Origin of the sequence: Niallia sp. FSL R7-0648 (assembly GCF_038007005.1) — a bacterium.
In the GTDB taxonomy this organism is placed as follows: domain Bacteria; phylum Bacillota; class Bacilli; order Bacillales; family Cytobacillaceae; genus Niallia; species Niallia circulans.
The window spans coordinates 3,413,114-3,436,408 of the sequence record NZ_JBBOWE010000001.1 but is presented as its reverse complement, the minus strand read 5'-3'; the positions used below and the strand labels follow the sequence as shown (position 1 = coordinate 3,436,408).

Below are 23,295 nucleotides of genomic sequence, written 5' to 3'. Positions count from 1 at the left end.
ACAACAATCTCTCCTACAAAAAAAGAACTTGAAATCTCAAGCTCTTTCGATTTATTATTATTTCAATTTCCCACTAAGAAATGCTTTTGTACGGGCAGATTTGGGGATTGAGAATAGACTTTCTGGTGGACCTGATTCTTCGATTACTCCATTGTCCATGAAAACCACTTTGTTTGCCACTTCCTTGGCAAATCCCATTTCGTGTGTGACGACAATCATGGTCATTTTTTCTTTTGCTAAACCTTTCATCACTGCTAAGACTTCCCCTGTTAGTTCGGGATCTAAAGCGGAGGTAGGTTCATCAAACAGTAGAATTTCTGGTTCCATCATTAATGCTCGAGCAATTGCCACACGTTGCTTTTGTCCTCCAGATAGTTTGGCAGGATAGACATTAGCAAAATTAGATAGACCAATTTTTTCGAGGATTGTCATACTTCTTTCTTGAAGGGAAGAAGCAGATTCTTTCTTCACTAATTTTGGTGCAAGCTGAATATTGTCTATTACAGTAAGATGTGGAAATAGATTAAAATGCTGAAAAACCATTCCCATTCTTGCAGTAATTTGTTTGACTTTTTGCTGCGGAGCATATATTCCATCTTTCACTAACTCGTCTCCAGAAACACGAATCGTTCCTCCATCGATTTTTTCTAAATCGACAAGACAACGGAGCATTGTGCTTTTACCAGAACCAGAGGGACCAATAACAGCCACAACATCATTGTTATCGACATCAAAGGTTATCCCCTTCAATACTTCGACCTTATCGTATGATTTTTTTATATTCTCTATTTCAATGATTGCCATAAGTATCCGTCCTTCTTATTCAAATTTAAATCTGCGCTCCAGCCATTTAAATAATGCTGTTAATAGCAGGGTCATGATAAGATAAATAATCCCAGCAATAAAAAAGGGCATAATCGTAAAATCTCGGTTTACCGCCGTTTGGGCAAAGTGCAGTAACTCGGGTACAGCAACAGCATACAGCAAGGCTGTATCCTTCACTAATGTGACAGATTCATTTGCCACAGCAGGAAGGGCAATTCGAAACATTTGTGGTAAAACAACCCGTGTGGTTGTTTGCCATTTACTTAAACCAAGCACTTGAGAAGCTTCATACTGACCTTTATCAATTGCAAGCAGACCTCCGCGGAAAATTTCGGCAAAATAGGCTGCATAATTCAAAATAAATCCTAAAGAGGCAGCGACAAAACGATCTAGGACTAAATATTCTCCTATTCCTGGAATCATTGGTAACCCAAAGCATATAAACAATAATTGCAGTAAGAGCGGGGTACCGCGCATGATGTAAACATAACAGCTTGCCAGCCATGCAATTGGCTTGATGGTAGATCGGATTGCGAGTGTTAATAGGAAACCTAATGGAATGGACACTACAATAGCAATAAGAAATAAAAGAACGGTTGCTTTGGCCCCTTCCAACATTGGTTTTAGTATCGATATAATATAATCAATTTCCATTTCTATTCCTCCAACAAAACAAAACAGGGTTTCGGAAAGAAATCCTGTTTTGTTTATGATTCATTTGCGATGTTACTTTAATACTTTATTTTCACCAAACCATTTTTCGGAAACTTCAGCGGCTGTGCCATCTTCATTCATCTCATCAAGTGCTTTTTGAAGCTTCTCTAATAATGCTTCGTTCCCTTTTTTAACCCCAATTCCGTATTCTTCTGGGGCAAGTGATTCATCAAGGATTTTAAAGGAATCTTGTTCTTTTGTCATATAGTAATCAATAACAATTTCATCTATGACAACTGCATCTAAACGACCAGATTTCAGATCATTTAATGCTAATACGTTATCGGAAAACTCGGTAACTTCCTTAATTTTTGATTTAATAGGACTACCATTTAATGCATCGGATGCAGAAGAAAGAGATTGGAGACCAACAACTTTTCCTTCTAAATCATCTAATTTGGTTATTTTTGAGTCCGCTAATGTTACGACAACTTGTGCATTTTTTAGATAAGGCTTTGTGAAAAGAACTTTTTCTTTTCGTTCATCTGTAATAGTATAGCCATTCCAAATTAAGTCAATCCGGCCGCTGCTTAATTCTGATTCCTTTGTTTTCCAATCAATTGGTTGAAATTCAACTGACATATTCATTTTTTTAGCTGCAGCTTTTGCATAATCAATATCGAAGCCGACAATTTCATTATTGTCATCCCTAAACCCCATTGGAGCGAATTTATCATCAATACCAATGACTAATGTATCTTCCTTATTATCTTTAGAATTGTTGGAACATGCCGTAAAAATGAAAAATACAGATGCCAAAATAACTAAATTAATTGCTAAACGTTTCATGTTGTGAAAGCCACCTTTATAAATTATGTTTTCAGTACAAAAAATCTATAAAACTAAAATCCTTTAGTTCGATAATATATTAGAGTGATAAACTAATGTATAAAATTTACCATACCAAAAAAGAAGTTGTCAATAAAATAATTTAACATATTAGTAGAGTAAAGGATTTCGTGGTGAAATATGTAAAAAAAATTATGCGAGCTTTTTTTAATCTAATGGAAATTATAGAGATCAGATTTGAGGTTTAATAGAAGCAAAAGGAGGCAGTGAGGAATGGAGATATATGGGAAGGAGTAGGAGCAATTATTAAAGACTGTGATTGCTCCTACTCCTTTAAACGATTAATTACGTATCAATCAAGTTCAATTGTCGTCTTTTTCATAAAAGGGTGTATCTGTTATGTATTTTTTTGATGAAATAAGCTTATCATCTTTTAAAATATAAGGATGAGTCTCGTGCAAGGTAGTTTCTAAGACACTTGGCACTTTCCATTCTCCATAAGCACAAATTAATGGAAAGGAAACGTGGTTGGCAGCGTTATTAACTATTTTCTCAAAATTTCCGATTAAATGAAAAGGCTCTTCCATCGTTGCCCATTCTACATCGAAAGGGAATACTTTGATCTAGATAAGGCTGAACCATTTTATTAAAATAATCTGTAATAGCTGGTGGATGATAACTTCCACTTGAAAAATAAAAATCTAAGCTATTTACATAATGGATCTGTTTCAATTGCGAAGATGTAAGTTTGTATTTTAATTATTCGAATATCCTTTTGCAATTTCGATCATTGTCGATAAGGATTACATATTCTCTTGCTTCGATACCAGCATAAATAAAGCGCAGGACTTCTTCCATATAGTTTCGCATGCCTGTATAAAAGAAGAAAACATGTAATTTTTCTTTCCCTTCAAGAAACAGCTTTTTTTATTTTCCAATTATGCACCTCTTTATTAAATAATAATTCTATTATAGAGTTTTTCCATGGAAAGATAACTAGTTAAATAAGGAAGATAGTTAGATAAATAATACACTAAGAAAAATATAATTCCTAGTTGACTTATAAGAGAAATGAGTATAAATTAATAATAATAAATTTATTGAAAATATTTAATATTCCAATTGGAAGAATGCTGATCAGATAAACTGAAGGCTGTTACCTTAAATAAAGAGGGTAACAGCCTTTTTTATTGCAAAAGAGGGGGAGTTATTTTATGAAAAAACAGGTCAAATCATTTGTTAAGATGTTTACCATTCTCTTAGCTGCATCACTAGTACTCTCTGGATGCAGTGGCGAAAAAAGTAGTGGAGAAAATACTAATGCTTCTAAGATAGAACTATTGAATGTTTCCTATGATCCCACGAGAGAACTTTACCAAGAATATAACAAAGCATTCACAAGACATTGGAAAGAAAAAACCGGCCAGGATGTAGCGATACAACAATCTCATGGCGGATCTGGAAAGCAAGCTCGAGCAGTAATTGATGGTATCGAAGCTGATGTAGTTACACTAGCATTAGCAGGTGATATTGATGCGATTGTAAAGGAAAGAGGAGCTATTCCAGAAGATTGGCAAACAAAGTTTGAAAGTAATTCTACACCTTATACGTCAACTATTGTGTTTCTTGTCAGAAAGGGAAATCCCAAGAATATTATGGATTGGGATGATTTAATTAAAGCTGATGTCTCTGTTGTTACACCTAATCCTAAAACCTCCGGTGGAGCAAGGTGGAATTATCTAGCTGCATGGGCTTATGCTGCCAAACAGTTTAATGGCGATGAAGAGAAAATCAAAGCATTTATTAAAGCACTATTTCAAAATGTAGAAGTTCTTGATTCAGGAGCGCGAGATTCTACGAACACATTTGTTCAAAGAGGAATAGGTGATGTTTTAATAGCATGGGAAAATGAAGCGTATTTAGCAATTGATGAGTTAGGAAAAGAAAAGTTCGAAATTGTTAGTCCATCTCTTAGTATTTTAGCGGAGCCGCCAGTAGCGGTTGTCGAAGGAATTACAGAGAAAAAGGGAACAACAGAAGTTGCCAAAGAGTACCTTCAGTTTCTGTATAGTGAGGAAGGACAGGAAATTGCTGCAAAAAATTATTATCGTCCAAGGAATCCAGAAGTGTTAAAAAAATATGCAGATCAATTCGAAGAGATAGAATTAGTTACGATTGATGATGATTTCGGCGGCTGGACAAAGGCACAAGAAAAACATTTTAGTGATGGTGGGACATTTGATCAAATCTATATACCTTCTAATTAAGTGAACGAGAAAAAGGGCATTTTTATGAGAAACATATTTTTACATCATCATTCCCTTTAATACAGTTATATGGGAATGATGATGAATTTGTGTAAAACAATTTAATTTACAAGCTAAAGAGGTGAAGAAATGAGGAACGGAAAAAAACAAAAAAGAAGGATTAAAATGAATAATGCTCTTCCTGGCTTTGGTTTGTCCTTGGGATATACTATGCTCTATCTAAGTATATTGGTCATTTTGCCATTAACGATGATTTTCTTTAATACAACCAAAATGGGCTGGGAGAGGTTTTGGGATACGGTCCTAGATCCAAGGGTAGTTGCCTCCTATAAATTAAGCTTTGGAGCTTCTTTTACGGCTGCTTTAATAAATGTAGTATTTGGTGTGCTGCTTGCATGGGTATTAGTTCGCTATCCCTTTCCAGGCAAGAGAATGGTGGATGGATTAGTTGATTTGCCTTTTGCACTTCCAACTGCTGTGGCAGGGATTGCACTGACAACACTTTATGCTCCAAATGGATGGATAGGCAGTCTCCTTGGGTTTAAGGTTGCCTTTACGCCTATTGGGATAACTATTGCCTTAACCTTTATTGGATTGCCTTTTGTCGTTCGGATGGTTCAGCCAGTTTTGCAAAATTTAGATAAGGAGATAGAAGAGGCATCAGCAAGCCTTGGCGCATCACGGCTCCAGACATTTATTAAAGTAATAATTCCAGAGCTGCTGCCGGCAATTCTTGCAGGATTTACGCTGGCATTTGCACGATCGTTAGGAGAATATGGCTCTGTTGTTTTTATCGCGGGAAATATGCCGATGAAAACAGAAATTACGCCATTATTAATAATTACGAAACTGGAGCAGTATGACTATGCGGGTGCCACTGCGATTGCATCTGTCATGTTATTTATCTCCTTTATTTTGCTTTTCTGCATAAATCTATTACAGTGGTGGACAAATCGAAATATGACGCCAAATTAAGAAAGGAGGAGTGAAATATGGCAGGAAATGTGCGATTACAGCAAGTATCCACACCAATTCAAACTACATCAAATACTTCAGAGCCAAAATGGCTGCGTTGGGTACTCATTAGTGCTGCACTTTTATTCTTGGCCTTGTTTTTGTTACTACCTTTAGCGACTATTTTTATTCAAGCATTTGATCAAGGGGCTAAGCTATATCTTGCAGCAATTACTGAATCTGATGCTTTAGCTGCAATAAAGCTTACTTTATTGGTAGCAGTGATTGCAGTACCGTTAAATGCGATTTTCGGAGTTGCTGCAGCGTGGGCTGTATCAAAGTTCCATTTTAAAGGAAAGAATCTATTCATTACATTAATTGATCTACCTTTCGCCGTATCGCCAGTAATAGCTGGATTGGTATTCGTGCTGCTTTTTAGTACCCATGGTTTGTTTGGGGAATGGCTTTTATCCCATAATATAAAAATTATCTTTGCTGTTCCAGGTATTGTCCTTGCAACTGTTTTTGTTACCTTACCTTTTGTTGCAAGAGAATTAATTCCCTTAATGCAAGCACAAGGAACTTCAGAAGAAGAGGCATCACTGACACTCGGGGCAGGAGGCTGGAAAACGTTTTGGTATGTAACATTGCCGAATATAAAGTGGGGATTATTATATGGAGTTATTCTATGTAATGCAAGAGCAATCGGAGAATTTGGAGCTGTGTCTGTTGTCTCAGGCCATATTCGTGGATTGACAAATACCATGCCTCTGCATATAGAAATCTTGTATGGGGAGTATCGTTTTGCCGCTGCATTCGCAGTCGCAACCCTTATGTCTATATTAGCCATTATCACTTTAATTATTAAAAGCTTACTAGAGTGGAAGACCAAAAAAACAGCTTATGAATAATTAGTCATATGAGAGGAGGAAATAGGGATGAGTATTTTAATAAAAGATGTTTCCAAAGCATTTGGTTCTTTCCAAGCATTAAAGGATATACATTTAGAAATTAATTCTGGGGAATTAGTTGCCTTACTAGGTCCTTCAGGATCCGGAAAAACCTCTCTATTAAGAATTATTGCTGGATTGGAGACCGCGGATCAAGGAGTCATTTACTTTGGAGAAAATAATATGACGGAAATAAGCACAAAGGAGAGAAATGTTGGGTTTGTCTTTCAGCATTATGCTCTTTTTCGCCATATGACTGTTTTTGACAATATTGCTTATGGACTAAAGGTAAGACCAAAAAAAGACCGACCTGCAAAGCATGATATCGAATCAAAGGTAAATGAATTATTACAATTAGTGAAACTGGAAGAATTAAAAAACCGCTATCCTTCCCAATTATCTGGAGGCCAAAAGCAACGAGTCGCCTTAGCACGGGCATTGGCAGTGGAGCCTAAGGTGCTATTGCTGGATGAGCCGTTCGGTGCGTTAGATGCAAAGGTTAGAAAGGACTTAAGACGGTGGTTAAGGCGGCTACATGATGAGTTTCATATTACAAGTGTGTTTGTTACCCATGACCAAGAAGAGGCACTGGACGTCGCTGATCGAATAGTTGTTATGAATGAAGGGAAAATAGAGCAAATTGGTTCACCGGAAGAAGTGTATGAACACCCAAATAGTCCGTTTGTATATGACTTTCTCGGCAATGTAAACTTATTCTATGGCAGACTTGAAGCTGGAAAGCTTATTCAAGGAAAGAGTAGTTTTTCTGTTCCAGAATGGAAGCATGAACATAACAAGCAAGCAATAGGATATGTTCGTCCCCATGATATTCATATAAGTAAAGAAGAACAAGGAGATGATTCAATTTTAGCCTCGATTCATCATATTCATATAGTCGGTCCGATTGTCCATTTAGAATTAAAGAGAGAGGATTCAGATGAATTTTTAGAAGCAGAAATTACAAAAGAAATGTATCGGTCACTTTCTATTCATTTAAAAGACCAGGTTTACGTAAAGCCCAATCAATTAAAAGTATTTATTCCAGAAGATTTCTCCATATAAAAACATACTAAGACATAAGTATTTCAATTAAATTTAATCCCGAACAATTATATGTGTACACTAAAAAAAATTGTATAATTGTTTGGGTTTTTTATTTATTTTAAGAAAGAAGGTTTGTGGTAATCGCCGCAGACTGAATACACTGCGCTTTCCGAGCGCAGTGTATTCAGTCTGCTCCGTTTTATTTTCTTTTGAAAAAAATGCTAGAACTAAATAATCTTTAAAAACGGAGTGAAATGGAGCGGAGGACACTCAACTCCTGCGGGAAGTAGAGCAAACCCTAAGACCCCACAGGCTTAGTTTGCTCACTGGCGCATAGAGTGTCTGTAGCGTAATGGAACGAATTGGTTTCCCTACTAATTTAGAGATTGTTCGTCTTTCTCCAATAATTATTTTGTTATGTCCCACTCTCCTTTTTGTTGTATGTGAAATTATCGTACTTTTTTCCACTTAAGAGAACCGCAGCCATTATGTGGATGTGTGCTGGGGTAAACTTTGTTTAATGTTTCTTTTAATTCAGGAATAGAGAGAGTTTGTAGCATTTCAGAGGAGAGACCGCTATTGCAAACAATCTTTTGGATCAATATATTTTTAACGGTTTTCGATTTATCATAGTAAACCATTTTACTTCCTCCTATTAATAAGTGAATTTGAGTGCACTAGAATAATAATTATTAAGTTTGCCGAAGCTTTCTTTTATTATACAACAAATAATTGACTATTCATAGTGGTTAAGAAGGAATTAAAATAAACAATCATATTTTTTTGTATGGCAAAATTTCTATTGAGGCGAGTGGAACCATTCGTTATAATAGGGAAAAAGGATGAGAAGATTGAGAATTTTGAGTTTTTTAGTATAGAAAAAGAGGTGTCTTAATGGGGAATTATCAAATAATATTATTTGACTTAGATGGTACGATTTCAGATCCTAAAGAAGGAATAACAAAATCTATTCAATATGCACTACAAAAGCTTGGAAAGAAAGAATCTGATTTACGTAAACTAGAAAGATTTATTGGACCACCTCTACAAGAATCATTTATGGAATATTATGGTTATAATCAAGAAATAACGGATCAAGCGATTTCCTATTATAGAGAGAGGTTTACGCAGTTAGGAATGTATGAAAATGAACTATATCCTGAAATTATTCCATTACTTGAAAGCTTAAGAGCAAAAGGCTGTATTATGATTGTGGCAACTTCAAAACCAACTATATTCGCAGAAAAGATTTTGAAGTATTTTCAAATAGAAACGTACTTTACCCACATAATTGGAAGTAATCTGGATGGCACTAGATCATCGAAAACAGAAATAATTCAATACATATTAGAATTGTATCCTGCGTATAAGCCTGAAGAGTTTGTGATGATAGGAGATCGGGAACATGATATTATTGGAGCGAACAATGCAGGAATAGATTCAATCGGTGTTACTTACGGCTATGGGTCCTATGACGAGCTGAACAAAGTAAAGGCAACATTTATTGCAGGCAGTATTTCTTCCTTAAAGGGTATCTTAATAGATAGGAAGCGAAAAGAGCGGATAAGGCTTGTGACAGAAGAAGATGCTCCGATTGTTCATAGACTAATGCTAGAAGCATTTGAAGATTACCGTTATAGCGAGGTACCTTCTAGTGCACTAACGGAACCAGCTGACAAATTCCTTTATGCTCTTAAAAATGGAACAGAGCAAGCAATCATATGTTGGATAGATGATGTTCCCCTTGGTTCTTCTCGTCTGCAGCTTCAAGATGATTCTCTCTATTTTTCCAGACTTTCTGTCATTCCGTCAGCAAGAGGGAAAGGAATAGCTAAAAAACTGCTAGCTTGGATAGAAGAATATGCCATCCAAAATGGCAAGCAGAAAGTAGTGTGTAAAGTAAGAGCGAATGTCCTAAAAAATATCCAATTATACGAAAAAATAGGATTTGTCATCACAAAAGAAGAGACAGCTCCTAATCCTAATGGGCTGTCCGTCAAAGCGGTAACGATGGAAAAAAGGATAAAAAAAATCACTCCAACCAAAATATAATTTTTCTTTAAAAGGCTATTCTCTATGGAAGAGAATAGCTCAGACTGTAGACAAACTCCTGTATGTTGGAAATAGAAGTTTGAGTAAAGTATATTTATTAATCTCTTTGAATTTAGACGTTACTTTCCGCTCCGGGGGTTCGCTTTCCGTGGGGCTCGCGCTGAGCCGCTTCGGCTTACAGCCTGCAGGGTCTCAGACTGTCTCGCTAATCCCACAGGAGCATTCCTGTGGGATTAGTTTCTGTGGTATTGCACAAAAAAAGATCCTCCTTTATGATGCTTATATTGAGACCAATCAACACAGCGTCAGAAGGAGAATCTATTATGAATAATACCCGTAATCACCGTTTAAATCAAGTGTCTACTTCCACTTTAATCATTGGAATTGACATTGCTAAAAATACACACTATGCATGTGCGGTGGACGATCGAGGGGTTGAGTTAAGTACCTCTTTTTCTATCCACCAGTCTCATCATGGTTTTCATCAATTTTATCTCAAGCTTCAAAATCTAAAGGCAATTCATCAAAAGGATGATTTATTGATTGGATTCGAGCCTACTGGGCACTATTGGATGAATTTAGCTGCTTTTCTTACCCAAAATGATATTCGTTTTGTCATGGTCAATCCTCTACATGTGAATCGTTCCAAGGAGTTGGATGATAACTTACAAACGAAGAATGATAAGAAGGATGCGAGAGTCATTGCTAAACTAATAACCAATGGATACTTTAGTGATCCTCGTCAAATAGAAGGAATAGAAGCAGAGCTTAGAGAAGGTTCCTCTATTCGGTGGAATCTGAAAAAGGACATTTCGAAAGTGAAGAATCGTATCATTCGCTGGACGGATCGTTACTTTCCTGAATTTAAAGTAGCATTTAAAGATTTAGGGCTGAATGCATGTGCCATATTAAAACATACCCCTTTACCAGTAGACTTAATGGAAAAAGAAATCGAGGAGTTAGTCCTTTTATACTTGGAAAAGGAAAAACTAAAGTATCCAGCAAGACCTAAAATAGCACAACTAAAGAGAGTGGCGGTACAATCTATTGGATTAACAGAAGGCTCCAATATGGCTCGTATAGAAATTTACTCTTTAATTACTCAATACGAACTTCTGACAAAGCAATTAGAACAGGTAAATGAAAGTTTAAAGACACTAGCAGAGCAACAAGCGGAATATCATTATTTATTATCAATCCCTGGCATTGGGGAAACTACCGTTATAGATTTACTAGCAGAAGTGGGTTCTCTCAAGCATTATAAACATCCACGCCAACTTATTAAATTAGCGGGATTAACCTTACGAGAGAACTCTTCTGGAAAGATGATTGGACAAAAGCGAATCTCCAAAAGAGGGAGAAGAAAGCTGCGAGCCCTTCTCTATCGTGCTGTCTTGCCTTTGATTAGAAATAATGAAACCTTTTATGATTTATATCAGTATTATATCTCTAGAAAAGAAAACCCTTTGAAGAAGAAAGAAGCATTAGTCGTTCTATGTAATAAAATGTTAAAGATTTTTCATGGACTTTGTCAGCAAGAAGTACTGTTTGATAAGGAGCGAATGAGACAAGATCTCTCTATCCTCCAACCCAAATAAAAATCTATAAGACGGTTATATTCAAAAAGATGACAGGAAAGCTGGCTTTTAGAGAGACTTACGACTTAGAGTCCATACAGGAGCATGATGCCAGCCTCTGCCTTATGATGAGACCAAACGAAGGAATGTAAGCGCGCGACGCTAAGAGACATGGGAGGGTACGTCCTCATAAGAAGAGTAGAGATACCGGATGCATCTAATAGTGTATATTTGTCAATAAATCCCTATTGGCTCTAGCGTCGCGTCCACTTACTTACCAAATATTATAATTAATGGAATAGTTAGTTAAAATATGATTCAAAGAGTTTTCCTAAAAAAATATTGGACTAAAAAAATAACGCTGTAAACGTTGGTATATCAACTTTCCTCGAGGGAGTCTCACCCCCTCCACTCCAAGCAACGCATGAAAATGCATTTTTACTTCTCCAATATCTTTTTGTCGACAAGCTGGGCTATTCTCTATGGAAGAGAATAGCTTTTATTTTGCCATTATCCACTCATATCTTAAAAAATAATATTTCCAAGATTGATACATTACCATATAATGAATAAATATACTGAAAATTCCGCCTACAATAAAAAGAGGGGAATAGACATAAGGAGGACAAAATGAAATATAAATTTGCTAATCGAATAGAAAGAGTAAAGCCATCAGCTATCCGCGAATTATTAAGATTAGGGGGAGATCCAGCTATTATTTCATTTGGGGGCGGATATCCAGACCCGGAAATTTTTCCTATTGAAAAATTAAGGAAGGTGTATGATCAGGTTTTGCAGGAAGAAGGAAAGTTAGCGCTTCAATACACAGGGACAGAGGGGCTAATGTCATTAAGAGAAAAGCTTGTAAGTCGAGTAAAAACGATTGGGATAAGCTGTAGTGTTGATAATCTTTTTATTATTCAAGGAGGTCAGCAAGGTTTAGACCTTACAGCTAAAGCATTTATCGATAGAGGAGATATCATAATTACAGAGAATCCGACTTTTCTAGGAGCACTTGCTGCGTTTAACCCATATGAACCGGAATATGTAGGTGTTTCGATGGATGAAAATGGGATGCGTATGGACGAGCTTGAAGCGGCATTACAGAAGCATCCCAATGCCAAGCTTATCTATACGGTTCCTGAATTTCAGAATCCTACAGGTGTGACAATGAGCTTAGAGAGAAGAAAGGCCCTAGTAAGCTTAGCCAATAAATATAATGTGGTTATCGTAGAGGATAGTCCATATCGGGAAATACGTTATGAAGGGAAGGATTTGCCTGCGATTAAAAGTTTTGATACAGAGGGAAGAGTGATTCATATTGGCAGCTTCTCAAAAATTCTTAGTCCAGGTCTCCGCCTAGGTTGGTTAATTGCTAATCGTGATTTAGCAGAAAAACTAAGCCTATTAAAAATGGCTTCCGATACACAAAATTCTACCTTAAATATGTATGCAGTGAACCGATTTATGGACATGTATGATTTAGATGAACATATTGCCCATATTCGTGAAACGTATAAACAGAAAAAAGAAGTAATGTTCCAAACCTTACGCGATACTTTTCCTAATAGTATTACCTATACAAATCCACAGGGAGGATTGTTTACATGGCTTACTTTTCCACAGCATATCGATACAAAAATACTCATGCAGGAACACAGTTTACCAATCGCTAAGGTTGCCTATGTTCCTGGAGAGAGTTTTTTCCCTAATAAGCAAGAGAAAAATCATTGCCGAATAAATTATTCTTATATGTCAGAAGAAAAGATTATAAAGGGAATTACAAATTTGGGGGAAATAGTCAAGGACGTTTGTTAGAACTCTTAAATAACATAAGTACAAGTTAGTTACTTTTAATAACGTTTTGAATAATAGTAAGTGTTTTTGCTTGCAATTAAATAATCTCAGTATTAGGATAAAAAATGTAATAATATTTTAAAAATTTGGAGGTTGGATGATGAAAATTGGAATTATCTTAGGCAGCACTCGTCAAGGAAGAGTAAGTCCACAAGTTGGGGCATGGGTAAAGGAAATTGCTGACAAGCGTGGCGATGCCGAATATGAAATCGTTGATATTGCCGAATTTAACTTACCATTTTTAGGTGCAGCTGAAGGACAAGTGAATGTTGCAGCATGGAATGAAAAGTTAGCAAGCCTGGATGGCTTCGTATTTGTTGTAGCGGAATATAATCACAGTATTTCTGGCGCATTAAAAAATGCATTAGATTCTGCAAGAGAAGCATGGAATAATAAAGCAGCAGGAATCGTAAGTTATGGATCCACAGGTGGTGCACGTGCAGCAGAACACTTAAGAGGAATTCTGGGCGAATTACATATTGCAGATGTTCGCGTTCATCCTACCCTTTCACTATTTACAGATTTTGAGAACTTTACAACCTTTAAACCAGCACCTCTACATTTAGAAAATATGAATGCGATGCTTGACCAAGTAGTCGCTTGGAGCACTGCATTAAAAACCATTCGTGGATAATGCAGTACAGAGAGTAAGCCTTTTAAAGATTACTCTCTTTTTTGAGAAATATCGAAGAGATAAAGCCTTGTAAAATTTTTTAGAAGTCATTTTAAGAATAAGACAAATGGGTAATATTATAGAAGAAAAAATTTTTTACTGGAGGAAAAAATGAGTGCATTTTTAGAAGCAATAAAAAATCGTCGTTCCTATTATGGTATAAGCAAAGAAGCTGTTGTGTCGGATGAAAAAATCCAAGAAATAGTAAATGAAGCTGTGCTACATACGCCTTCTTCTTTTAATTCTCAAAGTTCAAGAGTAGTGGTTTTATTACAGGAACAGCATGATAAACTATGGGATATGACAGCAAGTGAGTTAGAAAAAATTGTTCCTGCTGAGAATTTCTCTTCTACAAAAGAAAAAATAAATTCTTTTAAAGCAGGATATGGAACGATTTTGTTCTTCGAAGATCAGGAAGTGATAGAAGGACTACAAAAACAATTTGCCCTATATGCTGAGAATTTTCCTGTTTGGGCTAATCAAACAAATGCCATGCATCAATTAGTCATTTGGACTGCTCTGGAGGAAGTGGGATTCGGAGCTTCTTTACAACACTACAATCCACTTATTGATGAGGCAGTACAAGGAGAATGGTCGATACCCTCTTCTTGGAAGCTTGTTGCCCAAATGCCATTCGGCAAGCCAATAGCAGAACCAGGAGAAAAAGAATTCAAACCATTAGAGGATCGCGTGAAAATATATAAATAAACAAGATAACCAGAAGGACTCCTGTAACAGGGGTTTTTCTATTAGTAAGAGATGGGCAGCATTACCTAAAGCAAAATAGAAGTAATATTTCTGTTGGTGTGATAGGATTATAGGATCATTATGAAGAAGGTGAAATGATGAAAATTGAAGTATGGTCAGACTTTGTGTGTCCATTTTGTTATATAGGAAAACGCCGTTTAGAGATTGCCTTAGAGCAATTTCCTTATAAAGATCAAGTGGAAGTAGAATTTAAGAGCTTTGAATTAGATCCAAATGCTGAAGTTTACAGTGGTAAAAGTATTCATGAAGTACTTGCTGGTAAATACAGAATGAGTATTGAAGAAGCAAAAAATGCTAATAACAATGTAGGAAGTCAAGCTGCAAGCACAGGCTTGAAATATGATTTTGATAATATGAAACCTACCAATACATTTGATGCCCATCGACTAACAAAGTATGCGAAAACGGTTGGAAAAGATAAAGAGCTAACCGAGCAGTTATTGCATGCCTACTTTACAGAAGGAAAACTAATAAGTGATCCAGATACTTTGGTGGAAATAGGGAAATCAGTAGGGTTGGAAGAGGAAGCACTAAGACAAGTATTGGCTGATTCCACAAGCTTTGCTAATGATGTCCGAATAGACGAAGCGCTTGCTAGCCAAATCGGCGTAACTGGTGTCCCATTCTTTGTAATCAATCAAAAATACTCTGTTTCTGGTGCGCAGCCTACAGAGACTTTCAAACGTGTGCTTGAACAAGTGTGGCAGGAAGACCATCCAGCCCCTAAATTTCAAGATCTTTCAGGAACTGATGCAGAAGGTGCTATTTGTACAGATGAAGGCTGCGAAATTCCGAAGAAATAACCAATATTCGATAAGAATAAATAAAAAAGAGCAAGGGATAGTCGCATGAGAGATGGCTATCTCTCTTTGTTATTTTTTTTGAAAGCGTTTTTAAAAAAGTATACGATTTATAAGAAAATGTACTATACTATAAATAGATATACTAAGGGTTGGTTTTTAAAGTATAGACTTTTAAAGATAAATGTTTATAATTAAAATAACAAATAACATATTTAGAATTATTTCTTCTTAATTAAGGTGGCTCGTGTATGAACAAGTATGAAGCAATTGCAGTCGAAGTAAAACGTCGAATTAAAGAAAATTATTACCCATTGGATCATCCAATACCGGATGAAATATCATTATCTAAAGAGTTTTCTTGCAGTAGAATGACAATGAAAAGAGCATTGGACAAACTAGTGATGGAAGGGCTGCTCTATCGAAAAAGAGGGCATGGAACCTTTATAGTTCAATCCGCTTTGCATGCTAGCAGAGTAAATGTGTTAACAAATGAAATAACTGGACTTTCCAAGCTATTGGATGGCGAAAAGATTGAAAGCAAAATTATTAAATTTGAAGTCCATTTTCCTTCCGAGGAGGTTGCAGCCCACTTAGCGATAGATATTAAAACACCTGTATATTATTTAATCCGATTAAGATCTGTAAAAAGTGAACCATATGTTTTAGAAATTACTTATATGCCAACGACAGTTATTTCGGGATTAAATGATGCAGTGTTATATGGATCGGTTTATGAGCATATTACCAAAACATTAGGGTTAACCATAGCTGGTTCCCATCGAAAAATAAGAGCATGTAAATCAACAGAATTGGACCATGAACATCTGGAATGTGAATTAAATGATCCAATTCTAGAAGTAGAGCATGTAGGATATTTAAACAATGGCGTTCCATTTGAGTATTCCTTTTCCCGTCACCGCTATGACAAATTTGAAGTAACAACTGTAAATTTAAAAAGATAAATTGGTGGCTCAACACTATAGGGAAAATTCATTTAGTCTGTTTTTATATCATTGGATACAAACAAGGTGGAATGACGAAATCTTTTTCCTTAACTAATTAAATGAGAGATTGATTGTCTTTAATCAAAAAAGTAGTTATCCTTCGATGTGATAACTGCTTTTTTGTTCAAGTATGAAAAAAACAATTTGCATTAACGTTACGTTAATCTTTTATGATGGAATAGTCAGGAGATGAAAAGATGGAATATACCGTACAGTCATTAGGAAAGTTAGCTGGAGTAAGCACACGAACATTACGCTATTATGATGAAATTGATCTTCTCAAGCCGGCGAGAATCAATTCATCAGGATATCGGATTTATGGACCAAATGAAGTAGATAGGTTACAGCAAATTCTTTTTTACCGCGAATTAGATGTTCCATTAGAAACAATAAAAAAAATGATGGCTTCTCCTTCTTTTGACGTCAAAGAAGCGTTAAAGGAGCATCACGAAAAACTTCTGGCAAAGCATAAACAGTTAATACAATTGATTGAAAATGTTGAGAAAACGATGAAAACATTAGAAGGGAGTATGACAATGTCTGATAAAGAAAAGTTCGAGGGCTTTAAGAATAAGCTGATTTCTGATAATGAAGCAAAGTATGGGAAAGAACTGCGAGAAAAGTATGGCGAAAAAATTATCGACCAATCTAATGCGAAACTAATGAATATGTCTGAAGAGGATTACCGCAATATGATAGAGATAGAAAATAAGCTTTTTTCCACTCTTAAAGAAGCGCTAAAAGAAGGTAATCCTGCTGGGAAAGCTGCTCAGAATGCTGCTGATTTACATCGCCAATGGCTAACCTTCAATTGGCCAGAATACAAGAAAGAGGCACATGCAGGACTTGCTGATATGTATATTGCTGATGAACGATTTACGGCATATTATGATAAGGTGCAAGTAGGGACGACAGCGTTTTTACGCGAAGCTATTTTAATTTATACCGGTATGGATTCTGATTAATAGCTAGTTAATGAAAAAGCTCCTTGATGAAAATCAAGGAGCTTTCTTAACAAGTTATCGATTAAGAAGCGTTTCGAACTTTTTTTTCATCCGCTTTGTGCGATGCAGCATATCTCCAGCCGGTGAGAAGCAAACCAATGAAACAAAGGCTGCTGGATACAAGAAATACGACATGCATACCGCTTAGAAAAATATCAGGTCTACCAGGAATCAGGGCAGTTACTCGGTATCCTGCTTTCATGCTCATCACAGAGAATAAGATGCTTGTAGCAAGAGAAATACCAACAACCATTCCTAAGTTTCGAACAAGTGAATTAATGCTTCCAGCTATTCCTAACTGCTTTCGCTCTACGGTTGACATAATTAGCGAATTGTTAGGGGATTGGAAGAGACCCGAACTCGCACCAAGCATAATAATCCACAAGGCAAGGTGAGTTATAGAACTTCCTTCATGAAGGAATGTTAGTCCAATTTGAGCAGCAATCATTACTAATAATCCAGCAAAAGTAATGGCCTGACCGCTAATTTTGTCCGATAACGAGCCGCTTATTGGAGCCACAATGGCCATCGTAATCGGAAAGAGCATCAGAATATATCCTGAATGTAATGCAGACATCCCAAGAATGTCCTGTGTGTAAAATGGTGATAGGATATTAAAGCAGAAGTTCGCAATAAAAACGATAAATGCACAAAAAATACTAATAGAAAAAAGTGGATTTTTAAAAATCGAGAGCTCTAACATTGGGCTTTCTCTTCGATATTCCACCATGACAAAACTGATGAATGTAATCAAACCGATTAGGATAGAAGCAATAATCATCCAGTTGTTGTAGCCATATTGCTGACCAAGCAGTAAGCCGCCGATAAGGAGAATAATCGCAATGCTGAATAATAAACTTCCTGCTACATCGATTTTTGTCTTAGTTAGTGTTATATCCTTAGGCAGGGTCTTCCATGCTAGTGATATAGCAATAACGCCAATGGGGAGGTTAATCCAGAATATGTATTCCCATCCTAAACTTGAAATAATAATTCCTCCTAAGCTTGGTCCAGTAATACTTCCTAGAGAGACAAAGGTACCAATAAGTCCTAGGGCTTTTCCTCTTTCTTTAACTGGAAAAATTTCTGTCACAATCCCTTGGCTATTTGCCATCGTCATAGCTGAACCAATTGCTTGGATAATTCGAGAAAAGACTAAAAAAGCAAGCGAACCACTCAAGCCACAAAGAAAAGAACCAATAATAAACAGAACAGATCCCCATTTAAAAACTTTGATTTTCCCAAATATGTCTCCCAGTTTTCCGAAAAAAAGGATAACGGTACAAATGGTTAGTAAATAACTAATCACAATCCATTGAGAGTTAGCAAAAGCAAGACTTAATTGTTTAGATATAGTCGGAAGCGCAATATTGACAATACTCGCATCGAGCGTCCCCATAAATGTGAATATATTTAAAACAATAAAAATGAGCCATCGGCGCTGATGACCTTCGTTTTTATTTTCAGTTACAGAAGTATGCAAATAATCACCTCATTTATTTAGTTGCATGAGCAACTATTATTGCTTTATTTTAAAATAAGTTAGTTGCGCAGGCAACTATTATTTTGTATGCTACAATCAGTGATTTTAGTGTTCGCTTTCCGAAGCGAAACTATCCGAGGGGGGGAGGAACATAATGAGCGATATACCAATTGGAAGGATTGTATCGATGATTCACAGGCAGAATCAGAAATTCCTTTCCAAGGAATTAAAACCTTATAAATTAGGAAATGGTGGGCAGCAAGCTTTTTTGAAAACAATTATTGCGAAACCAGGAATTAATCAAGACGAACTTTCCTTTGTTTTAAAATTTGATAAAGCAACAACAGCTAGAGCGGTAAAACATCTAGAAAGCGTGGGATATATTGTTAGGCATACAGATGATAACGATCGGCGTGCCTATAATTTATATCCAACTACAAAAGCATTGAACATTTTTCCAGAAATACAAAAAGTGCTAGAAAGATTAAATAAAGAGATGACGAAAAATCTAACGGAAGAAGAGGAGCAGCAATTACTTTCCTTACTATTTAAGATTTATCCAGAATTAATGAGTAATATGGTGACGGTAGAGAAGGAAAAATGAAAGTAGGAGGGGAATAAAAAATTCCCCTCCTACTTTCATTTTTCTGCTAAATATTCGACCAAGCTTAGCCAATTATTCTCGATTAAGGTTGGAAGCAGGGATTTGTTTCCCTTTTCAATACATGTAATAATCTCGTGATGCTGTTTGATCGACTTTTTCCCATCAATAGTATTAAATTTTAATAATTCTAAACGCCGAATTTTAGGGAGAAGTCGTTCTAGAGCGATAACTATTTCTGGGTTTTGAGATGCTTCTAAAATAACGGCATGAAATTGGTCATCTTTTTGAATTGCTTTATACTTATCCTCAGATTTGAGTGCTTCACCAAATTCGTTATTAATGGCCTTCATTTTTTCGACATCGGTAGAAGACAAAGTAATAGAAGCTAATTTAGCTGCTAATGCATGGAGCGCGGCAACGACTGTTAAGGCATGCATTGCTTGGTCTACTTCTATTAGACTGACAATGGTTTCTGAACCTGGAGAAGTTACAATTAATCCTTCATCCTCCAATTTTTTGATTGCTTCTCGTACAGGGGTTCTGCTTACACCAAATTGTTCAGCCAGTGCCTTATCGTTAATTCTTTCCCCTGGTGTTAATTCAAGATGAATGATTGCTGATTTTAACTGTTCGTATACTTGATCTCTTAATGATTGACGAGGAATATGCCTAATATTTTTCATAGCAATAATATATCATAATTTGGTTATATTAGGGAAAAAGAGTATTTTTCACTATTTTGTCATACTTTATTGTTTACATTTATACGATACGGGGGTATGATATAAATATAAGGTGGAATATGGAAGAAGGGGGGAGACTTATTGGAGAAGAAGGAACAAGGAATAGATAATTGCCATTTAACGAGTGACCGAAAAAGTCATCATTCAGATAAAGTAAAGCAAAACTTAGTTACTAGGCTAAATCGGATTGAAGGCCAGATCAGAGGCATAAAAGGGTTAATCGAAAAAGATACGTATTGTGATGATGTTATTACACAAATTTCTGCGACTCAATCTGCTTTAAATAGTGTAGCAAAGATTTTATTAGAAGGACATTTAAAAAACTGTGTTGTTGAACGTATCCAAGAAGGCGACATGGAAGTAGTCGACGAGGTTTTAACAACTATTCAGAAATTAATGAAAAAATAAGGAGTGTTTTAAATGGAAAATGTAACATTAACAGTAGAGGGCATGTCTTGTAATCATTGTGTGAAAGCGGTAGAAGGAAGCGTAGGAGAGCTTAATGGAGTTTCTGCTGTCAAAGTTCATTTAAAAGAAGGATTAGTTGATGTTTCATACAATGCAAATGAAGTAACTCTAGACATGATTAAGGAAACAATTGATGAGCAAGGTTATGATGTGAAGTAATTTAAAGAGGAAATGTGCTGTTTTTTTGCACATTTTTATTTTCAATAAAATATACCCTATATAGGTATAAGGAGTTTTGTGATATGGCGGAACAAAGTGTTATGAAAAGGAAAGAGCAAGTAAAAGAACAAACCTTTGAAATTACGGGAATGACTTGTGCTGCTTGTGCAACTCGTATTGAAAAAGGATTAAATAAAATGCAAGGTGTAGAGAATGCTACTGTAAATTTGGCGCTGGAACAAGCGACAGTTAAATATAGGGTGGATGAACTCTCTCCAAGCAAGATTAAAGAAAAAGTGGAAGGGTTAGGTTATGGAATTGTTACGGAAAAAATTGAATTAGACATCTCAGGAATGACCTGCGCAGCATGTGCAACAAGAATTGAAAAAGGACTTAATAAAATGGCTGGGGTGAATAAAGCAACCGTTAATCTGGCTTTAGAAAATGCGACGATAGAATATAATCCAGCAACTGTGGTACCTGAGGAACTAATTAGTAAAGTAACAAAGCTTGGTTATGGGGCAACGAAGAAAGAATCCAAACAAGCATCCATCAATCAAAAAGAAGCAGAATTTAAGAGACAAAAACGCAAATTTATCTTCTCGATGATTTTATCACTGCCTCTTTTATGGACAATGGTGGGCCACTTTTCCTTTACTTCTTTTCTATATGTCCCAGATTTATTGATGAATCCATGGGTTCAGATGGCATTGGCAACTCCTATTCAATTTTTTGTCGGGAAGCAGTTTTATGTAGGGGCATATAAAGCATTGAAAAATAAGAGCGCTAATATGGATGTTCTAGTTGCGTTAGGAACTTCCGCTGCCTATTTTTATAGCGTTTATTTATCCTTTGAAGCATTGGGACATTCTGGCCACCCTGCAGGGCTTTATTTTGAAACAAGTGCAATCTTGATTACCTTAATTCTATTAGGTAAATTATTTGAAACCAAAGCAAAAGGAAGATCCTCTGAGGCGATAAAAAAATTAATGGGGCTTCAAGCAAAAACAGCGGTTGTTATTCGCCACGGAGAACAAATGGAAATACCGCTTGAAGAAGTTGTGGCTGGTGAGATACTGCTTGTAAAACCAGGTGAAAAAATTCCTGTTGATGGAGAAATTATCGAAGGACAGTCTGCCATTGATGAATCCATGTTAACGGGGGAGAGCATTCCAGTTGATAAACAGGCTGGGGACACTGTTATAGGGGCCACCATAAATAAAAATGGCTTTTTAAAAATAAAAGCAACAAAGGTTGGCAAAGAAACCGCACTGGCACAAATCATTAAAGTGGTCGAAGAAGCACAAGGTTCGAAAGCGCCCATTCAGCGTTTGGCCGATCATATTTCTGGTATTTTTGTGCCCATTGTTGTGAGTCTTGCGCTGATTACTTTTCTTTTCTGGTATTTTATCATTACACCTGGTGATTTTGCGGAAAGTCTCGAAAAGCTGATCGCTGTTTTAGTTATTGCTTGTCCTTGTGCATTAGGGCTTGCGACACCGACATCTATTATGGCTGGATCAGGAAGAGCTGCAGAATATGGAATATTATTTAAAGGTGGAGAACACCTAGAAATGACCCATAAAATTGATACGATTTTATTAGATAAGACAGGAACTGTAACAAATGGAAAGCCAATCTTAACAGATATAGTAACGGAATGGCAAGAAGAAGAATTACTTTCTTTAGTGGGAGCGGCGGAAAGCAAATCCGAACATCCTCTTGCAGAGGCGATAGTCAAAGGAATTACAGAGCGAGGGATTGTTCTGCGAGAAACTGCTGACTTTGAAGCAATCCCAGGTTTAGGAATTCGTGCAAATGTGGATGGCCGTGAACTCTTAGTCGGAACACGACGATTAATGGATCGTTACCGGATAAATGTCGGGAAAATTCTTCCGATTATGAAAGACCTGGAATCCCAAGGGAAAACAGCGATGCTTGTAAGTGTTAATGGCAAATATGCTGGACTGCTGGCTGTAGCCGATACAATTAAACAAACTTCTAAAAATGCCATTAAACGATTAAAACAGATGAACATTGATGTCATGATGATTACAGGAGATAACCAGCAAACAGCGGAAGCCATCGGACGACAAGCAGGAATTGACCATATCATTGCAGAGGTATTGCCAGATGGAAAAGCAGAAGCAGTGAAAAAACTACAGCAACAAGGAAAAAAAGTGGCAATGGTTGGAGATGGAATCAATGATGCTCCTGCACTAGCATTAGCGGATATCGGGATGGCGATTGGAACAGGAACAGATATTGCCATGGAGGCAGCTGATATTACACTTATCCGTGGAGATTTACAAGCAATTGCAGACAGTATCTTAATCAGTAGAAAAACGATAACAAATATTAAACAAAACTTATTCTGGGCTTTTGGCTACAATACGCTTGGTATACCAATTGCGGCAATTGGTTTGCTTGCACCATGGCTGGCTGGTGCTGCAATGGCTTTTAGTTCCGTATCTGTTGTACTAAATGCTCTTCGCTTGCAGCGTTTAAAACTATAAGAGCAAAACAATTTTCTGTTTGCTTCATAATCTTTGCCACT

23 protein-coding genes are annotated in these 23,295 nt (G+C 36.4%); 16 read left to right on the top strand and 7 right to left on the bottom strand.

What is annotated here, in order from left to right:
- Positions 1-57 precede the first annotated feature (57 nt).
- The 4 genes from NSQ89_RS16955 to NSQ89_RS16940 all read right to left on the bottom strand — a co-directional run bounded on the left by NSQ89_RS16955 (position 58) and on the right by NSQ89_RS16940 (position 2,915).
- Positions 58-804 carry an amino acid ABC transporter ATP-binding protein gene (locus NSQ89_RS16955; RefSeq protein ID WP_047943803.1) on the bottom strand — a complete coding sequence of 249 codons (747 nt, stop codon included), beginning with the start codon at positions 802-804 and terminating at the stop codon, positions 58-60.
- Positions 805-819: 15 nt separating this feature from the next.
- Positions 820-1,479 (bottom strand): amino acid ABC transporter permease, encoded by a 660-nt coding sequence (locus NSQ89_RS16950; RefSeq protein WP_047943804.1) that lies wholly within the window; start codon positions 1,477-1,479, stop codon positions 820-822.
- Positions 1,480-1,551: 72 nt separating this feature from the next.
- On the bottom strand, positions 1,552-2,328 hold the full coding sequence (locus NSQ89_RS16945; protein WP_061799168.1) for an amino acid ABC transporter substrate-binding protein: 777 nt from the start codon (positions 2,326-2,328) through the stop codon (positions 1,552-1,554).
- Between the two features lie 362 nt (positions 2,329-2,690).
- Positions 2,691-2,915, bottom strand: coding sequence for a hypothetical protein (locus NSQ89_RS16940; RefSeq protein WP_251688454.1), 225 nt, complete (start codon positions 2,913-2,915; stop codon positions 2,691-2,693).
- A gap of 627 nt (positions 2,916-3,542) precedes the next feature.
- On the opposite strand from NSQ89_RS16940, the gene NSQ89_RS16935 reads away from it, so the two are divergent.
- The 4 genes from NSQ89_RS16935 (at position 3,543) to NSQ89_RS16920 (ending at position 7,561) form a co-directional block, all read left to right on the top strand.
- On the top strand, positions 3,543-4,595 hold the full coding sequence (locus NSQ89_RS16935) for a sulfate ABC transporter substrate-binding protein (RefSeq protein WP_144546320.1): 1,053 nt from the start codon (positions 3,543-3,545) through the stop codon (positions 4,593-4,595).
- A 129-nt stretch (positions 4,596-4,724) separates the two neighbouring features.
- Positions 4,725-5,570 (top strand): sulfate ABC transporter permease subunit CysT, encoded by an 846-nt coding sequence (cysT, locus tag NSQ89_RS16930; RefSeq protein WP_095322135.1) that lies wholly within the window; start codon positions 4,725-4,727, stop codon positions 5,568-5,570.
- Between the two features lie 17 nt (positions 5,571-5,587).
- Complete coding sequence (gene cysW, locus NSQ89_RS16925) at positions 5,588-6,460, top strand: sulfate ABC transporter permease subunit CysW (RefSeq protein ID WP_341132936.1); 873 nt, start codon at positions 5,588-5,590, stop codon at positions 6,458-6,460.
- Between the two features lie 27 nt (positions 6,461-6,487).
- Positions 6,488-7,561, top strand: a complete 1,074-nt coding sequence (locus tag NSQ89_RS16920) for a sulfate/molybdate ABC transporter ATP-binding protein (RefSeq protein WP_047943809.1) — start codon at positions 6,488-6,490, stop codon at positions 7,559-7,561.
- A 431-nt stretch (positions 7,562-7,992) separates the two neighbouring features.
- Here the strand turns inward: NSQ89_RS16920 and NSQ89_RS16915 are convergent, their stop codons facing one another.
- Positions 7,993-8,184, bottom strand: coding sequence for a hypothetical protein (locus NSQ89_RS16915; RefSeq protein ID WP_144546326.1), 192 nt, complete (start codon positions 8,182-8,184; stop codon positions 7,993-7,995).
- Between the two features lie 253 nt (positions 8,185-8,437).
- Between NSQ89_RS16915 and NSQ89_RS16910 the strand changes: the two genes are divergently transcribed.
- From NSQ89_RS16910 to NSQ89_RS16875, 8 genes are all read left to right on the top strand, one after another.
- Positions 8,438-9,595, top strand: coding sequence for a GNAT family N-acetyltransferase (locus NSQ89_RS16910; protein ID WP_144546328.1), 1,158 nt, complete (start codon positions 8,438-8,440; stop codon positions 9,593-9,595).
- A 323-nt stretch (positions 9,596-9,918) separates the two neighbouring features.
- Positions 9,919-11,193, top strand: a complete 1,275-nt coding sequence (locus NSQ89_RS16905; RefSeq protein WP_047945042.1) for an IS110 family transposase — start codon at positions 9,919-9,921, stop codon at positions 11,191-11,193.
- Between the two features lie 609 nt (positions 11,194-11,802).
- Positions 11,803-12,990: an aminotransferase-like domain-containing protein gene (locus NSQ89_RS16900; protein WP_047942341.1), complete on the top strand. Its 1,188-nt coding sequence runs from the start codon at positions 11,803-11,805 to the stop codon at positions 12,988-12,990.
- A 139-nt stretch (positions 12,991-13,129) separates the two neighbouring features.
- Positions 13,130-13,663: an NADPH-dependent FMN reductase gene (locus NSQ89_RS16895; RefSeq protein WP_095320528.1), complete on the top strand. Its 534-nt coding sequence runs from the start codon at positions 13,130-13,132 to the stop codon at positions 13,661-13,663.
- Between the two features lie 150 nt (positions 13,664-13,813).
- On the top strand, positions 13,814-14,410 hold the full coding sequence (locus NSQ89_RS16890; RefSeq protein ID WP_047942339.1) for a nitroreductase family protein: 597 nt from the start codon (positions 13,814-13,816) through the stop codon (positions 14,408-14,410).
- Between the two features lie 137 nt (positions 14,411-14,547).
- Entirely contained in the window at positions 14,548-15,273 is a 726-nt protein-coding gene (locus NSQ89_RS16885) for a DsbA family oxidoreductase (RefSeq protein ID WP_047942338.1), read from the top strand.
- 248 nt (positions 15,274-15,521) lie between these two features.
- Positions 15,522-16,235, top strand: coding sequence for a GntR family transcriptional regulator (locus NSQ89_RS16880; RefSeq protein ID WP_047942337.1), 714 nt, complete (start codon positions 15,522-15,524; stop codon positions 16,233-16,235).
- 239 nt (positions 16,236-16,474) lie between these two features.
- On the top strand, positions 16,475-17,242 hold the full coding sequence (locus NSQ89_RS16875) for a MerR family transcriptional regulator (RefSeq protein WP_061799149.1): 768 nt from the start codon (positions 16,475-16,477) through the stop codon (positions 17,240-17,242).
- Positions 17,243-17,303: 61 nt separating this feature from the next.
- Here the strand turns inward: NSQ89_RS16875 and NSQ89_RS16870 are convergent, their stop codons facing one another.
- Positions 17,304-18,764, bottom strand: a complete 1,461-nt coding sequence (locus NSQ89_RS16870) for an MFS transporter (RefSeq protein WP_047942335.1) — start codon at positions 18,762-18,764, stop codon at positions 17,304-17,306.
- Between the two features lie 154 nt (positions 18,765-18,918).
- On the opposite strand from NSQ89_RS16870, the gene NSQ89_RS16865 reads away from it, so the two are divergent.
- Positions 18,919-19,368: a MarR family winged helix-turn-helix transcriptional regulator gene (locus NSQ89_RS16865; protein ID WP_047942334.1), complete on the top strand. Its 450-nt coding sequence runs from the start codon at positions 18,919-18,921 to the stop codon at positions 19,366-19,368.
- A gap of 35 nt (positions 19,369-19,403) precedes the next feature.
- Here NSQ89_RS16865 and NSQ89_RS16860 read toward each other — a convergent pair whose 3' ends face one another.
- Positions 19,404-20,051, bottom strand: coding sequence for a GntR family transcriptional regulator (locus NSQ89_RS16860; RefSeq protein ID WP_047942333.1), 648 nt, complete (start codon positions 20,049-20,051; stop codon positions 19,404-19,406).
- Between the two features lie 141 nt (positions 20,052-20,192).
- On the opposite strand from NSQ89_RS16860, the gene NSQ89_RS16855 reads away from it, so the two are divergent.
- From NSQ89_RS16855 to NSQ89_RS16845, 3 genes are all read left to right on the top strand, one after another.
- Positions 20,193-20,519: a metal-sensitive transcriptional regulator gene (locus NSQ89_RS16855; protein ID WP_047942332.1), complete on the top strand. Its 327-nt coding sequence runs from the start codon at positions 20,193-20,195 to the stop codon at positions 20,517-20,519.
- 12 nt (positions 20,520-20,531) lie between these two features.
- Entirely contained in the window at positions 20,532-20,738 is a 207-nt protein-coding gene (gene copZ, locus NSQ89_RS16850; RefSeq protein ID WP_047942331.1) for a copper chaperone CopZ, read from the top strand.
- A gap of 83 nt (positions 20,739-20,821) precedes the next feature.
- Complete coding sequence (locus tag NSQ89_RS16845; RefSeq protein WP_341132935.1) at positions 20,822-23,254, top strand: heavy metal translocating P-type ATPase; 2,433 nt, start codon at positions 20,822-20,824, stop codon at positions 23,252-23,254.
- Positions 23,255-23,295: the final 41 nt, after the last annotated feature.

Bases quoted from the DNA above. Each gene is read 5' to 3' on its own strand.
- NSQ89_RS16955 (WP_047943803.1), bottom strand. From the start codon at position 804: ATGGCAATCATTGAAATAGAGAATATAAAAAAATCATACGATAAGGTC.
- NSQ89_RS16915 (WP_144546326.1), bottom strand. From the start codon at position 8,184: ATGGTTTACTATGATAAATCGAAAACCGTTAAAAATATATTGATCCAA.
- NSQ89_RS16940 (WP_251688454.1), bottom strand. From the start codon at position 2,915: ATGGAAGAGCCTTTTCATTTAATCGGAAATTTTGAGAAAATAGTTAAT.
- NSQ89_RS16950 (WP_047943804.1), bottom strand. From the start codon at position 1,479: ATGGAAATTGATTATATTATATCGATACTAAAACCAATGTTGGAAGGG.
- copZ (WP_047942331.1), top strand. From the start codon at position 20,532: ATGGAAAATGTAACATTAACAGTAGAGGGCATGTCTTGTAATCATTGT.
- NSQ89_RS16890 (WP_047942339.1), top strand. From the start codon at position 13,814: ATGAGTGCATTTTTAGAAGCAATAAAAAATCGTCGTTCCTATTATGGT.
- NSQ89_RS16900 (WP_047942341.1), top strand. From the start codon at position 11,803: ATGAAATATAAATTTGCTAATCGAATAGAAAGAGTAAAGCCATCAGCT.
- NSQ89_RS16875 (WP_061799149.1), top strand. From the start codon at position 16,475: ATGGAATATACCGTACAGTCATTAGGAAAGTTAGCTGGAGTAAGCACA.
- NSQ89_RS16865 (WP_047942334.1), top strand. From the start codon at position 18,919: ATGAGCGATATACCAATTGGAAGGATTGTATCGATGATTCACAGGCAG.
- NSQ89_RS16880 (WP_047942337.1), top strand. From the start codon at position 15,522: ATGAACAAGTATGAAGCAATTGCAGTCGAAGTAAAACGTCGAATTAAA.
- cysW (WP_341132936.1), top strand. From the start codon at position 5,588: ATGGCAGGAAATGTGCGATTACAGCAAGTATCCACACCAATTCAAACT.
- NSQ89_RS16895 (WP_095320528.1), top strand. From the start codon at position 13,130: ATGAAAATTGGAATTATCTTAGGCAGCACTCGTCAAGGAAGAGTAAGT.
- NSQ89_RS16845 (WP_341132935.1), top strand. From the start codon at position 20,822: ATGGCGGAACAAAGTGTTATGAAAAGGAAAGAGCAAGTAAAAGAACAA.
- NSQ89_RS16860 (WP_047942333.1), bottom strand. From the start codon at position 20,051: ATGAAAAATATTAGGCATATTCCTCGTCAATCATTAAGAGATCAAGTA.
- NSQ89_RS16885 (WP_047942338.1), top strand. From the start codon at position 14,548: ATGAAAATTGAAGTATGGTCAGACTTTGTGTGTCCATTTTGTTATATA.
- NSQ89_RS16910 (WP_144546328.1), top strand. From the start codon at position 8,438: ATGGGGAATTATCAAATAATATTATTTGACTTAGATGGTACGATTTCA.
- NSQ89_RS16905 (WP_047945042.1), top strand. From the start codon at position 9,919: ATGAATAATACCCGTAATCACCGTTTAAATCAAGTGTCTACTTCCACT.
- cysT (WP_095322135.1), top strand. From the start codon at position 4,725: ATGAGGAACGGAAAAAAACAAAAAAGAAGGATTAAAATGAATAATGCT.
- NSQ89_RS16945 (WP_061799168.1), bottom strand. From the start codon at position 2,328: ATGAAACGTTTAGCAATTAATTTAGTTATTTTGGCATCTGTATTTTTC.
- NSQ89_RS16935 (WP_144546320.1), top strand. From the start codon at position 3,543: ATGAAAAAACAGGTCAAATCATTTGTTAAGATGTTTACCATTCTCTTA.
- NSQ89_RS16920 (WP_047943809.1), top strand. From the start codon at position 6,488: ATGAGTATTTTAATAAAAGATGTTTCCAAAGCATTTGGTTCTTTCCAA.